Raw genomic sequence first — 12787 nt, forward strand, 5'->3', positions numbered from 1 at the left:
CCTCACGCCGTGCACCGAACGTTGACGCCCGTCGTTGACGGCGGGCGTGCGCCGCGGGATCGTTCCGCGCCATGCCCCCATCCACCGCCCGCCGCGTCCGCGTCGTCTCGCTGTCCGTCCTCGCGCTGCTCGCGATCGTCGCCGTCGCGGCGCTCGCCATCGGTCCCGGCCAGGTGGAGCGCGGCATGAACCGCGTCGACGCGTCGCGGGCGGGCCCCGTGTCCGACGCCGCGCGCCGGCTGCACGACTCGCTCCTCGTCGCCGACCTGCACTCCGACCTGCTGCTCTGGCACCGCGACCCGCTGGCGCGCGGCACGCGCGGCCACACCGACGTGCCGCGCCTGGCCGACGGCAACGTCGCACTGCAGGTCTTCTCGACGGTCACCAAGACGCCGCGCGGCATCAACTACGAGCGCAACACGGCGGAGACGGACAACATCACGCTGCTCGCGCTGCTGCAGCGCTGGCCGTCGCCGACGTGGCGCTCGCTGCGCGCGCGGGCGCTGTACCAGGCGTCGCGGCTGCGCGACGCGGCTGCGCGCTCGCACGGCCGGCTGACGCTCGTGCGCAGCGCCGCGGACCTCGACGCGTTCATCGCAGCACGCGCCGCGGCGCCCGCGAACGCGCGGCCCGTCGCCGCGCTGCTCGCGTCCGAAGGCCTGCACCCGCTCGAGGGCGACGCGCGCAACGTCGACACGCTGTACGCCGCGGGCTTCCGCATGCTCGGCCTCACGCACTTCTTCGACAACGAGGTCGCGGGCTCCGCGCACGGCGTCTCGCGCGGCGGCCTGACGCCCCTCGGCCGCGACGTGATCCGGCGCATGGAGGCGCTCGGCATCCTGGTGGACGTGGCGCACGCGTCGCCGCAGGCGATCGACGACGTGCTGGCGATGGCGACGCGGCCGGTGGTCGTGTCGCACGGCGGCGTGCAGGCCACCTGCCCCGGCCCGCGCAACCTCACCGACGACCAGCTGCGCCGCATCGCGGCGACGGGCGGCGTGATCGGCATCGGCTACTGGGACGGCGCGGTGTGCGCCATCGGGCCGGCGTCGACGGCGCGCGCGATCGTCCACGCCGTGCGCGTCGCGGGCCTCGCCCACGTCGCCCTCGGCTCCGACTTCGACGGCGCCACGACCACGCCGTTCGACGCCGCGGGGCTGGCGCAGGTGACGCAGGCGCTGCTGGACGCGGGGATGACGCCGGCGGACATCGCGCAGGTCATGGGCGGCAACGTCCTGCGGCTGCTGCGGGCGACGCTGCCGCGCTGACGCCCGGCGGGTGGCGCCGCGTCAACGCGCGCGGGGGCCAACGCGTTCACGTGGCAGAGACGGCAGCGGGCCCCCGGGCGCCGGTGCTCGTGACCCGTTGCCGCCGTCCTCACGGAGGAAGCATGCTCGAGATCCGTCGCCGTCACGCCGGCCGCACCGTCCTCGCCGCCGCCGCCGTCGCCCTGTGGGCCGCGCCGGCCGCCGCGCAGGAGGGGAACGAGCCCGGCGGCCGTCGCCCGCGCCAGGTCGTCCCCATGGACTCGGCCCGCGCCGCGATGCTGTACGTCAGCAACCGCCACGAGGACCACCCGCAGGCGGACTTCGAGGCGCAGCTGAAGACCAAGGCGCGCACCGACAGCATCTTCGCCGCGCGCAGCAAGGGCGTGATGCAGTACCGGAAGACGACGTACAAGAGCCCCGTGGACGGGATGGAGATCCCGGTCTACCTGTTCTCGCCGCTGCAGACGCGCGGCGCGCGCGGGCACGCGGCGCTGGTGTGGGTGCACGGCGGCGTGCACGGCAACTGGGACCAGAACTACCTGCCCTTCATCATCGAGGCGACGCAGAAGGGCTACGTCGTCGCCGCGCCCGAGTACCGCGGCAGCACCGGCTACGGCGCCGCGCACTACAACGCGATCGACTACGGCGGCAAGGAGGTGGACGACGTGCTGGGCGCGTACGACTTCCTCAAGGCGCAGTCGTACGTCGACCCCGATCGTGTGGGCGTGATGGGGTGGAGCCACGGCGGCTTCATCACCGCGCACCTGATGTTCCGCGGCGAGACGCCGTTCCAGAGCGGCGCGGCGATCGTGCCGGTGACCAACCTGCTCTTCCGCCTCTCGTTCAAGGGGCCCGGCTACCAGCGCAGCTTCTCGACGCAGAAGGAGCTGCAGGGCCTCCCGTTCGAGCAGCGCGCGGCGTACGTGAAGCGCTCGCCCTACTACGGCGTGGACAGTCTGAAGAAGCCGATCCTCGTGCACATCGCGTCGAACGACGAGGACGTGAACTTCGAGGAGGCGCGCCCGCTCGTGGACGCGCTGATCGCGCGCAAGCCGCAGCTCGCGGAGACGAAGATCTACTGGAACCCGACCCCGGGCCCGGTCAGCGTCGGCCACACGTTCAGCCGCCGCGTGAACCGCCAGACGCTCCTCCGCGACGACTCGCCGGAGCAGATCGACAGCTGGAACCGCACGTGGGCGTTCTTCGAGCGCACGCTGAAGCCGGGTGGCGGCACCGCCAGCGGGATGCCGGTGCGGAAGTAGGGCGACGCGGCACCCGAGGCAACGCACGGGGCGGCGGACCGAGTGGTCCGCCGCCCCGTGCGCGTTGGCGACGACGCGAAGCGCGGCGTGGTGCGTTCGACCCTGGTCGGCGCGCCCCGGACTTCCTACCGTGGACGCGCACCCGCTGCCGACCACCGCCCGCTGCCGCGCCACCGATGACGACGTCCACCTTCAAGATCCCGCTCGCCGAGTTCATCGACCACTCGCGCGTTCGCCTGTACCGCGAGCAGGGCGTGCCCGAGTCGGACATCGCGCTCTCGACCGCGAGCGGGATGGACGCGCGCGACGTGCGCCGCCTGCGCGAGACGACGGCGGCGCGGTCGCTGCTGATCATCGTGCGCTGCCCCAAGCCGGAGGGCCGCGCGCTGCAGGGCGAGCTGCCGCCCAAGCCCGTCACGGTCCATCACAAGTCGAAGGACTTCGGCCTCGTCGAGGCGAAGGACCGGCGGCCGGGCGATCCGTCGGTCTACCTCTCCGACTACGACCTGATGGGCCTCTGGCGCTACGAGGGGAGCCGCTACCGCCCGCTGCCGCTGAAGAACTTCCCCGGCGCGTTCGACCGCACGACGTCGTTCGAGGCGTGGACGATCGTGAAGCGCCTCAACCAGCAGCTGAAGGCGCCCTTCCAGCACGGCTGCCAGGACGACCTGGGCTCCACCTGGATGCACCCCGGCGTCTCGGCGCGCGACCACTTCGCGCTCTTCGACCGGGGCCGCGCGCTCCACGTGGACGCGTTCACGGACCTCGCGCGGTGGTACCGGCAGCGCGGCATGGCCTGGCACTACCTGCCGTCGGGCCGCCACCCCTGGCCGCCGCTGCCGGAGCGCGCCGACGGCCGAGGATGACGACGTGAACAGGCGGGTGTGGCGCACGCACCCGTCTGGCCGGCTCGGCAGGTGAGCGTTAAGGTAGCCGCTCCCCGTCGAGCCCAGGTGCATGACCGGTCCGGACCACGCCCCGCCCGCCGATCCCACGACCGCCGGCATCACGGTGCCCGGCGCGTCCGAGCCCGCGCCGGCGTCGGGCACGACGCCGGGCACGACGCCAGGCACGGTGACGCAGCTCTCGGAGGCGCTCGCGGAGCGCTACCAGGTGGAGCGCCCGCTGGGACGCGGCGGGATGGCCACCGTCTACCTCGCGCGCGACCGCAAGCACGACCGCGCGGTCGCCGTGAAGGTGCTGCACCCCGAGCTCGCGGCGTCCATCGGCGGCGAGCGCTTCCTGCGCGAGATCCGCCTCGCCGCGACGCTGCAGCATCCGCACGTGCTCGGCCTGTACGACTCGGGCTCCGCGGGCGGGCTGCTGTACTACGTGATGCCGTTCGTCGACGGCGAGTCGCTGCGCGACCGGCTGCGGCGCGAGAGCCAGCTCCCCATCGACGACGCGCTGCGCCTCGCGGCCGAGGTGGCGAGCGCGCTGGGCTACGCGCACGCGCAGGGGATCGTGCACCGCGACGTGAAGCCCGAGAACGTGCTGCTCGCCAGCGGCCACGCGATCGTCGCCGACTTCGGGATCGCGCGCGCGGTCACCAGCGCCGGCGCCGAGAAGCTGACCGAGACGGGGATGGCGCTCGGCACGCCGCAGTACATGAGCCCCGAGCAGGGCACCGGCGGTGAGACGGGCCCCGCGAGCGACGTGTACGCGCTGGGCTGCGTGCTGTTCGAGATGCTGGCGGGCGAGCCGCCGTTCACGGGCCCGAACGCGATGGCCGTCATCGCCAAGCACGCGATGACCGAGGTGCCGTCGCTGCGCACGGTGCGCGGCAGCGTGCCGCCCGACGTCGAGGCGCTCGTGCGCCGCGCGCTCGCCAAGAGCCCCGCCGACCGCTGGCCGAACGCCGCGGAGTTCGAGAAGGCGCTGCGGCTGGCGATGGCGCGCACGACGACCACCGACTTCCGCGTGGACGACGCGGGCGCGCGCGCCGCGTCGCGTGCGCGCGGCCTGCCGCGCTGGGCGCTGCTGGCCGTGGGCGCGGGCGTGGCGGCGACGGCGGCCGGCGCGGCGGTGGTGCTGCGCGCGCGGACCGATCGACCCGCGGCCGCCGCGGCGGGGCTCGACGCGCGGCGGCTGGCCGTGCTGCGCGTGGACGCGCCCGCGGGCGACGCCGAGCTGCAACCGGTCGCCGACGGGCTCACCGACGCGCTGGCCGACGCGCTGCGCACGGTGCCCGGGCTGACGGTGCCGTCCGCGAACGCGACGCGCCCGCTGGCCGGCGTGCCGGTGGACAGCGCGGCGCGCGCGCTCGCCGTCGGCGCCGTGGTGACCGGGCGGCTGGAGCCCGAGGCGGGCGACCGCCTGCGGCTGACGCTCACGCTGCGCGACGCGAGCGGCGCGGCGTTCGCCGACACGTCGCTCGTGCGCCCGCGCGCGGAGCTGCTGGCGCTGCGCGACGACGCGATCGACCAGGCGGGCGCGATGATCCGCCAGCGGCTGGGCGCGGAGGTGGCGCTGCGCGCGACGCGCGCGGGCACTACGAGCGCCGACGCGTGGGCGCTCGTGCAGCGCGCGCTCGGCGAGAGCCGCCGCGCGGCGACGCTGCTGCAGGCGGGCGACACGGCGGGGCGCGTGCGCGCCGACGCGGCCGCCGACGCGCTGTTCGCGCAGGCGGCCGAGCGCGACCCGCGCTGGGCGGTGCCGCACGTCGAGCATGCGCGGCACCTCTACCGCGCGATGCGCCGCAACCGGGCCACGGGGCTCGATCCCGCGCCGCTCCTCGTGCGCGCGATGGCGGAGGGCGATGCCGCGGTGGCGATCGACTCGTCGGCGGCGGCGTTCGGCGCGCGCGGCATCGCGCGCTACTGGGCCTGGCTGATCCGCGTCGGCTCGCCGGACCTCGGCGCGCGGCAGGTGCTCGCCTCCTCCGCGCAGTCGGACCTGGAGCGCGCGACGCGCCTGGATCCCGGCCAGGCGGACGCGTGGCGCTGGCTGAGCCACTACTACGTGAACTTCCGCACGCTCACCGACGCGAAGCTCGCGGCCGTGCGCGCCTACGACACCGATCCCTTCCTCAGCGACGCCGAGGGGCTGCTCGACGCGCTCGCGAGCCAGTCGTTCGAGCTCGGGCAATTCGAGGATCTGCGTCGGTACTGCACGGAGCTGCAGCGCCGCTTCCCGACCAGCGCGCGCGGCGCCGAGTGCGAGCTGAAGGGCCTCGCCGCCGACGACGCGCCGCGCCCGTCGGCAGCGCAGGTGTGGGAGGCGCACGCGCGTCTGGTGGAGCTCACCGCGCTGCCGACGCGGCCTGCCGCCGCGCGCCTGGGCAGCCTGTACGCCGCGATGGCGCTCGGCCGCGCTGGACTGACGGACAGCGCGCGCGCGGTGATCGCGCGCGTGATCGATGATCCCGCCGCGCGGGAGGACGCCGGCCTCCAGATCGTCGCGGCATTCGCCTACCTCAGCACCGGCGACCGCGCGCGCGCGCTCGAGCGCTTCCGCGTGTTCGCGGGGATCGCCCGCACGTCGTCGGACCAGATGCGGCGCACGTCGAGCGAGGTCTGGTTCTATCGCGACGTCAGGAGCGATCCCGAGTTCCGCCGCATCTTTGGCCTGTAGGAGGCGGCGCCGCGTGCCGCCCATGTCGTTCGTCACCCTCGAAGCGAGGATCGCGTCGTGAGAGTCAACGTGCTTGGCAGGCTGTCGCTTCTGACAATGATGGGCGTGCTCGCCGCGGGCTGCGCGGATCCCGCGCGCTCGGTCGCACCGAACGCGACGCCATCGCTGCTCACCGAAGGAACGATCACTTACACGACCGACGGGCCGCCCCCCGCACCCGAGCCGCTCCGCCTGCTCATTGGGACGGCGATGCTGAAGCCGTACTACTACCCGAGCCAGACGCTCGACCAGGCGTATCAGGACGCGACGCTCGATTGCGACAAGGCGGCGTTGCTCATCGGGGCCGCGCTCGACGCCTACGCGACCATCGGGTCGTCGCAGCTCGCGCCGCCCGCCGGCACGACGTGGGAAGCCGCCGTGCAGGCCGTCGTCGCCGACCTCGGTACGCGCTGCAAGCTCTCGGTGCCCAAGGACGCCCTCGTGCCGAACGCCATCGTGCGCTGGGTGAAGGCGTCGGCCGGCGCGCAGCTGAAGAGCCCCGACGAGCTGGTGGCGCTCAACATCCCCGCCGGCGCGATGGGCGGCGACGCGCTCGTCGTCGTCACGCGCGACCCGACGGGCGTGATCGACGGCACGTCGCTGCCCAAATGGGGCCCGGCGTACCGCGTCTCGACGTATCCGGCCACGAGCCTCAGCACCGCCGCCGCGCGCTCGACGGTCGAGTTCTTCTTCGTCGGCTCGTCGCCGACGCTCGTGCGCCCACCCAGCAGCATCGAGAACTATCTCGCGATCGTGGTGGGCGCCGGGAGCGGGAGCGCGAACACGGGCGGCACGGCGGTCATCACGCGCCCCGAGTACTGCGCGGTGCTCTCCGGCCGCATCGGGCGGTGGGGCGGCGCCAGCTTCCTCAAGACGCTGGCGCCCACCGTGACCGCGCCCACCGCGGCCGACATCGCCCTCGGCGGCTTCGGCGTGGCGTTCCTCTCCGACTCCGCGGGCACGACGGGCAGCGGCTGCGGCCAGGCGCCGCCGGGCTTCGCCAGCGAGGAGGGCGCGGACGTCGCGCCGCTGGCGACGGGCACCGCGGCGTTCGACGTGCAGGCCCCGGGCATCGCCGTCGCCACCGCGGATCCGAACGCCTATGGCACCTTCGGCGTCGTGCAGATCTATGATCCTGCGCGCAGCGCCGAGGTGCGCGCGGGTCTCACGGCGACCATCTGCGGCAGGGTCGCGACGCTGAAGAACATGACCGGGCGCGACGTGGTGGCGGTCATCGATCCGGTGAACCGCGCGACCGGCCGCTGGTCGGGGTGGAAGCTGCCGGTGCTCGTGCCGCCCGGCGGCGCGACCGCGACGCTGCCGCTCACCTCGGGCGACGACAAGGCCGGCGAGGTCCAGCTGTCGTACGGTCCCGAGTCGCTGGGCCACGTCGGCCTGTGGTCGGGCTGTCAGTAGGACAGGCCGCGGCCTAGCCAGGGGAATTCCGCGCCGCCCGTCCCGTCTAACAGGGGCGGGCGGCGTGCTTGCGCCGTGCGTGCACCGCTCCGACCTTGAGCGCAGCGGCGGGCGCCGCCCGGCACGTCCTCGCGCCGGCGCGATGCGTGGAGCGGCTCCGCGCGCGAGATGGGAGGGGTCCCGGATGGAGATGGAGCGGAGCGGTCGCTGTCCGCGCTGCAACACACCGACGACGGCCGGCCTGCGGTACTGCCCCACGTGCGGGCTGCGGCTGGGCGCGCCCGATCCGGGCGCGGGCCCGGCCTCCACGGCGGACCCGTTCCTGGCGCGCGTCCGCGCCGCGCTGCTGAACGAGTACGACGTCGCGCGCGAGATCGGCCGCGGCGGCATGGCGGCGGTGTTCCTCGCGCAGGACCTGCGGCTCCCGCGTCGGGTCGCGCTCAAGGTCATGCTCCCCGAGCTGGCCTACTCGCCCGTGATGCCGCAGCGCTTCGTCGGCGAGGCGCGCACGGCCGCGATGCTCGACCACCCGAACATCGTCCCCGTCTTCCACGCGGGCGAGCAGGACGGGCTGCGCTACTTCGCGATGCGCTACATCGACGGCTGCTCGCTGGAGCGGCTGCAGCGCGCGCGCGGCCCGCTCCCGGTGACGCTCGCCTGCCACCTGATCGCGGAGATCGCCGCGGCGCTGGACTACGCGCACTCGCACGGCGTGGTGCACCGCGACGTGAAGCCGGCGAACGTGATGATCGACCGGCGCTTCGGGCGCGCGATCGTGACCGACTTCGGCATCGCGCGCGTCGCCGACGGCCATCGGCTCACCGGCACCGGGCTCGCCATCGGCACGCCCGAGTACATGAGCCCGGAGCAGTACGCGAGCGAGGACGTCACCGGCGCCTCCGACCAGTACGCGCTCGGCTGCGTCGCCTTCCAGCTGCTCACGGGCCGGCCGCCCTTCGTCGGGTCGCAGGCCGAGGTGCTGATGGCGCACGTGCGCCAGGCGCCGCCGTCGCTGCGCGCGATGCGGCCCGACGTCCCGCCGCTCGTCGAGACGCTGGTGATGCGCATGCTCGCCAAGGCGCCGGCCGACCGGTGGCCGTCGCTCGGCGAGCTCGGAGCGCGCTTCACCGAGCACGTCGGCTCGGCCGCGCTCGCGCTGCCGGCGCAGCTGATCGCGCTCCTCCCCGAGCCGACCGCCGAGGAGAAGCTGGAGCAGACGCCCGTGAGCCCGGCGGCGGGGCTCTCGCGCCCGGCGCCGTCGCTCGCCGCGCCGGTCGAGCCGGTCGCCGCGCCCGCCGCGCCCGCCGAGCCGCCCGCGGCGCCCGCGGCGCCCGCGGCGCCCGCGCCCGTGACGCCGCCCGAGCCGATCACCACGTCGACGACCCGCGATCGCCCCGCGCTGCGCGACACGGCCTTCACGCCAGGCGTCGCCGCTCCGGGCGTCGCCGCGCCTCCCGCCGACGAGACGTGGGAGGAGGTGCCCGCCCGCTCGGCGACGTTCGCGGGCTACCGGCCGGTGGCGCCCGCGGAGCCCGAGCCGGTCGAGCCGCCGCGCAGCGGCGGACGCGGACGCTGGCTGGTGGCGGGCGGCGCGCTCGCGGCCATCGTCGCGACGGTCGCGCTGATCGCCGGGGACAATGAAGCGGTGGAATCTTCGCAGACCGGCGAGGTCGCGGTGGTGCCGCCGGTCGACTCCGCGAGGCCACCGCGTCCGGACAGCTCGGACACACCGCGGCGGGATTCCCTCCTGGGTTCCGACAGCACCGGCCCGCGAGCCGACTCCACGCCGCCCGATCCCGCGACGGTGCGCCAGGTCGTGATCGCGCCGTCGCAGCGCGCGCGCCTGACGCTCCCCGCCGGTGACTCGCTGCCGCTGACCGCGCGTCTCGTCGACGGCAACCGCAACGCGGTCTCGTTCCCCGGGATCGTGCGCTGGTCGTCGAACGATCCGACGGTCGCCCGCGTCTCGGTCACCGGCGTCCTGCAGGCCGTCTCACCGGGCCGCGCCCGGATCACCGCCAGCATCGGCGAGGCACGTACGTCGGTGAACGCGTTCGTCACGGCCCCACCGCCTCCGCCGACCACGGTCGTCACCGAGACCAAGCAGGTCGAGGCGCGCCCCTCGCTTCCGTCGGACGAGGACACGCGGCGCGAGGCCGAGGGGCTGGCCGCCGCGATGCGCGAGCGACGCGTGGACGAGCTGCGCGCGCTCTTCGACGCCGTGCCGGATGCGCCCAGTGCGGGACGCCTGCTGGAGCGCCTCGCACGCGAGCGCGACCTGCGCGTCGATGCGTCCCCGAGCGGCGCTCCGGAACTCGCCGGCCCCCGGGCGACCGTTCCGATCCGCGTGCGCCTGTCGTGGAAGCGCGGCGGCGTCTCCAAGCTGATGGGCCGGGACGAGGCGACCGCGCATCTGAGCGCGCAGCTCGAGCGTGCCGGCAACAACTGGCGCGTCGTCGCGCTACGCCTCACGTCTCCGTTCAAGGGCTGACGCGGCGCGGCGGCGCGCGCCCCTTAGCTTGCGCGCATGGACTGGCAGATCCCCGCCGTCGCGCGCACCGAGCTGGCCGCCGCCGGGCTGCAGGCCGCGATCACGATCGCGCTCGCGCTCCTGTGCCTCTGGCTGCACCGGCGGCACGGCAAGCCGTACTTCGCCTGGTTCGCCGCCGCGTGGGGGCTCTACGCGCTGCGGCTCGCGGCCATCGGCAGCTTCCTGGTGACGCGGCGCTGGAGCTTCCTCTACGCGCACCAGGTCATCACCGGGCTCACCGCGCTCGCGCTGCTGTGGGCCGCGCTCGTGTTCTCGCGGCAGCTGGCGTGGCGGTGGCGCTACCTGCTGGTGGCGCTCTTTCCCACCGTGTGGTCGCTGCTCGCGATCTACGAGCTCGACTCGTTCATGCTCGCGGCCGCGCCGATGGTGGCGTTCCTCGCCGCCGCGACGATGTGGAGCGGGTGGACGTTCTGGCAGTACCACCGCAAGGTCGGCTCGACGGGCGCGCGCGTGCTCGCGATCGCGTTCGTCCTGTGGGGCCTGCACCACCTGGACTATCCGCTGCTGCGCGCGCGCGGCGCGTGGACGCCGTGGGGCTACTACCTCGACATCGCGTTCGTGCTCGCGGTGGGACTCGGCATCGTGCTGCTGGTGCTCGACGACCTGCGGCGCGGGCTCGGCGCGCTGAGCGCGCTGTCGGGCGACCTGCAGCGCTCCCCGCGCGAGCACGACGTGCTGGACGCGCTGCTCGCGCGCCCGCTGCAGCTGCCCGCGGTGCGCGGCACGGCGTTCTTCACCACGCTCGCCGGCACGAACGGCGCGTCCGACGAGACGGTCTGCGTGCGCGGCGCGGGCGCCTGCGCCGCGTGGGCGGGCACGCACCCCGACGGCGAGCTGGCCGCGCGGCTGGCCGAGGTGCGCGCGACCGGCCGGCCGCAGGTGGCGCAGGGCGTGGGCGGGCTGCCGTACGTGGCCGCGCTCCCGGTGCTCACGGGCGGCGCGCCGACGGGCGCGCTCGTGCTGGCGGGCGACGCGCGCGACCCCTTCACCGCGCTCGACGAGAGCTTCCTCCACGCGCTCGGCCAGCAGGTGGGCGCGGCGCTGCACTCGGCCGCGCTGTACCGCGCGCTGGAGGCGCGCACCACGGAGCTGGAGCGCCTGTCGCTGCGCATGGTCCGCCAGCACGAGGAGGAGCGCCGCCGCCTGTCGCGCGAGCTGCACGACGAGACCGCGCAGGTCTTCACCGCGGTGAAGATGCAGCTCGGCATGCTGCGCGAGGGGGTGGACGGCGCGCAGCGCCAGCGCTTCGACCGCGTGCTCGCGCTCATCGACACGGGGATCGGCAGCATCCGCAGCGTCACCAACGACCTGCGCCCGTCGCTGCTCGACGACCTGGGGCTGCTGCCCGCGCTGCGCTCGCTCGGCGCGGAGTTCAGCGAGCGGACGGGGATCGCGGTGTCGCTCGCGCTGCCATCGGCACCCCTCCCGCGCCTGCCCGAGGACGCGGACCTCGCGCTCTTCCGCGCGATGCAGGAGGGGCTGTCGAACGTCGCGCGCCACGCCCGCGCGCGCACGGTGCGCGTGCAGCTCGCGCCGGACGCCGGCGGCCTGCGCCTCACCGTGACCGACGACGGCGGCGGCCTCCCCGCCCCCGCGGACCCGGCGCGCTGGGAGCGCGAGGGCCACATGGGGCTGGTCGGCATGCGGGAGCGCATCGGCGCGCTGGGCGGGTCGGTGGTGCTGGAGAACGTGAGTGGGGGCGCGGCGCTGACGATCCGACTGCCGGCAGAAAGCGACAAGGCGGACGACGGAACCGCGGAGGACGATGCAGCGGAGGACGGAAGGGCGTGAAACGGAAGAGCGGACCTTCGAGCTCGTAGCTTCAAGCCGAGAGGTCCGCCGTTCCGTCTCACGCCGTCTCGGTTTCCGCCGTTTCGTTCTCCGCCGTCCCGTTCTCCGCAGTATCTTGCCCCCATGACTTCGCCCATCCGCGTCCTCGTCTGCGACGACCACGCCGTCGTCCGCGAGGGCATCCGCCACGTGCTGGAGGCCGAGCCGGGGGTGACGGTGGTGGCCGAGGCGGGGAACGCGGCGCAGGCGCTGGCGCTGGCGGTCGAGCACCGGCCGGACGTCATCGTGCTCGACGTCTCGATGCCCGGCGAGAGCGGGCTGCGCGCGGCGCCGCGCCTGCGCGAGGCCGCGCCCGAGTCGCGCATCCTGATCATGAGCATGCACGACAACGCCGAGTACGTGCGCGAGGGCGTGCGGGCGGGGGCGAGCGGCTACCTGCTGAAGGACAGCGCGGCGGCCGAGCTGCGCATGGCGGTGCGCGCGGTGCACGCGGGCGGGTCGTACTTCAGCACGCCCGCGGCGCAGGGGCTCACCGGCACCGGGACGACGGCGGGCGACGGCCGCGACGGACCGGACGAGGGCACGGCCCCGCCGATCGACGTGCTGACGGCGCGCGAGCGCGACGTGCTGGAGGGGATCGCGCGCGGGCTCACGAACAAGGAGATCGCCGCCGAGCTGGGGATCAGCCACCGCACGGTCGAGACGCACCGCGAGAGCCTGATGCGCAAGCTGGGCATCCGCACGGTGGCGGGGCTGACGCGCTACGTGATGGACGTCGGAGGCGTGCGGCGGGACGCCTGACGACGCTGCGGGCTGCGGACCGCGGATCGACGGCCGCGGGGACGCTCCGTCGTCCGGATCCGCAGCCCGCAGTCCGCAGCACACGG

Annotated in this window: 8 protein-coding genes; all 8 read left to right on the forward strand. The window is 74.9% G+C overall.

All coding sequences use genetic code 11. The annotated features are described in order from the left end of the window. The first annotated feature begins 71 nt into the window (after positions 1-71). The 8 genes from rosag_RS09620 (at position 72) to rosag_RS09655 (ending at position 12701) form a co-directional block, all read left to right on the forward strand. A complete protein-coding gene (locus rosag_RS09620) occupies positions 72-1268 on the forward strand; it encodes a dipeptidase (RefSeq protein WP_284349886.1) in 1197 nt (398 codons plus the stop codon). A gap of 122 nt (positions 1269-1390) precedes the next feature. Continuing rightward, a complete protein-coding gene (locus tag rosag_RS09625; protein ID WP_284349887.1) occupies positions 1391-2530 on the forward strand; it encodes an alpha/beta hydrolase family protein in 1140 nt (379 codons plus the stop codon). A 176-nt stretch (positions 2531-2706) separates the two neighbouring features. Beyond that, positions 2707-3396, forward strand: a complete 690-nt coding sequence (locus rosag_RS09630; protein ID WP_284349888.1) for a hypothetical protein — start codon at positions 2707-2709, stop codon at positions 3394-3396. A gap of 91 nt (positions 3397-3487) precedes the next feature. Continuing rightward, positions 3488-6103: a protein kinase domain-containing protein gene (locus rosag_RS09635; protein ID WP_284349889.1), complete on the forward strand. Its 2616-nt coding sequence runs from the start codon at positions 3488-3490 to the stop codon at positions 6101-6103. 96 nt (positions 6104-6199) lie between these two features. Then, positions 6200-7558 carry a hypothetical protein gene (locus rosag_RS09640; protein ID WP_284349890.1) on the forward strand — a complete coding sequence of 453 codons (1359 nt, stop codon included), beginning with the start codon at positions 6200-6202 and terminating at the stop codon, positions 7556-7558. 190 nt (positions 7559-7748) lie between these two features. Further along, complete coding sequence (locus rosag_RS09645) at positions 7749-10049, forward strand: protein kinase domain-containing protein (protein WP_284349891.1); 2301 nt, start codon at positions 7749-7751, stop codon at positions 10047-10049. Between the two features lie 36 nt (positions 10050-10085). Next, the gene (locus tag rosag_RS09650) at positions 10086-11900 is read left to right on the forward strand and encodes a GAF domain-containing sensor histidine kinase (protein ID WP_284349892.1); all 1815 of its coding nucleotides are present in this window, start codon (positions 10086-10088) and stop codon (positions 11898-11900) included. 123 nt (positions 11901-12023) lie between these two features. Beyond that, a complete protein-coding gene (locus rosag_RS09655) occupies positions 12024-12701 on the forward strand; it encodes a response regulator (RefSeq protein WP_284349893.1) in 678 nt (225 codons plus the stop codon). Positions 12702-12787 lie beyond the last annotated feature (86 nt).

The organism is Roseisolibacter agri (assembly GCF_030159095.1).
Classification (GTDB): Bacteria; Gemmatimonadota; Gemmatimonadetes; order Gemmatimonadales; family Gemmatimonadaceae; genus Roseisolibacter; species Roseisolibacter agri.

What these genes read in the sequence shown, in the direction of transcription:
- rosag_RS09620 (WP_284349886.1), top strand. Translation starts at nt 72, where the DNA reads ATGCCCCCATCCACCGCCCGCCGCGTCCGCGTCGTCTCGCTGTCCGTC.
- rosag_RS09625 (WP_284349887.1), top strand. Translation starts at nt 1,391, where the DNA reads ATGCTCGAGATCCGTCGCCGTCACGCCGGCCGCACCGTCCTCGCCGCC.
- rosag_RS09630 (WP_284349888.1), top strand. Translation starts at nt 2,707, where the DNA reads ATGACGACGTCCACCTTCAAGATCCCGCTCGCCGAGTTCATCGACCAC.
- rosag_RS09635 (WP_284349889.1), top strand. Translation starts at nt 3,488, where the DNA reads ATGACCGGTCCGGACCACGCCCCGCCCGCCGATCCCACGACCGCCGGC.
- rosag_RS09640 (WP_284349890.1), top strand. Translation starts at nt 6,200, where the DNA reads ATGATGGGCGTGCTCGCCGCGGGCTGCGCGGATCCCGCGCGCTCGGTC.
- rosag_RS09645 (WP_284349891.1), top strand. Translation starts at nt 7,749, where the DNA reads ATGGAGCGGAGCGGTCGCTGTCCGCGCTGCAACACACCGACGACGGCC.
- rosag_RS09650 (WP_284349892.1), top strand. Translation starts at nt 10,086, where the DNA reads ATGGACTGGCAGATCCCCGCCGTCGCGCGCACCGAGCTGGCCGCCGCC.
- rosag_RS09655 (WP_284349893.1), top strand. Translation starts at nt 12,024, where the DNA reads ATGACTTCGCCCATCCGCGTCCTCGTCTGCGACGACCACGCCGTCGTC.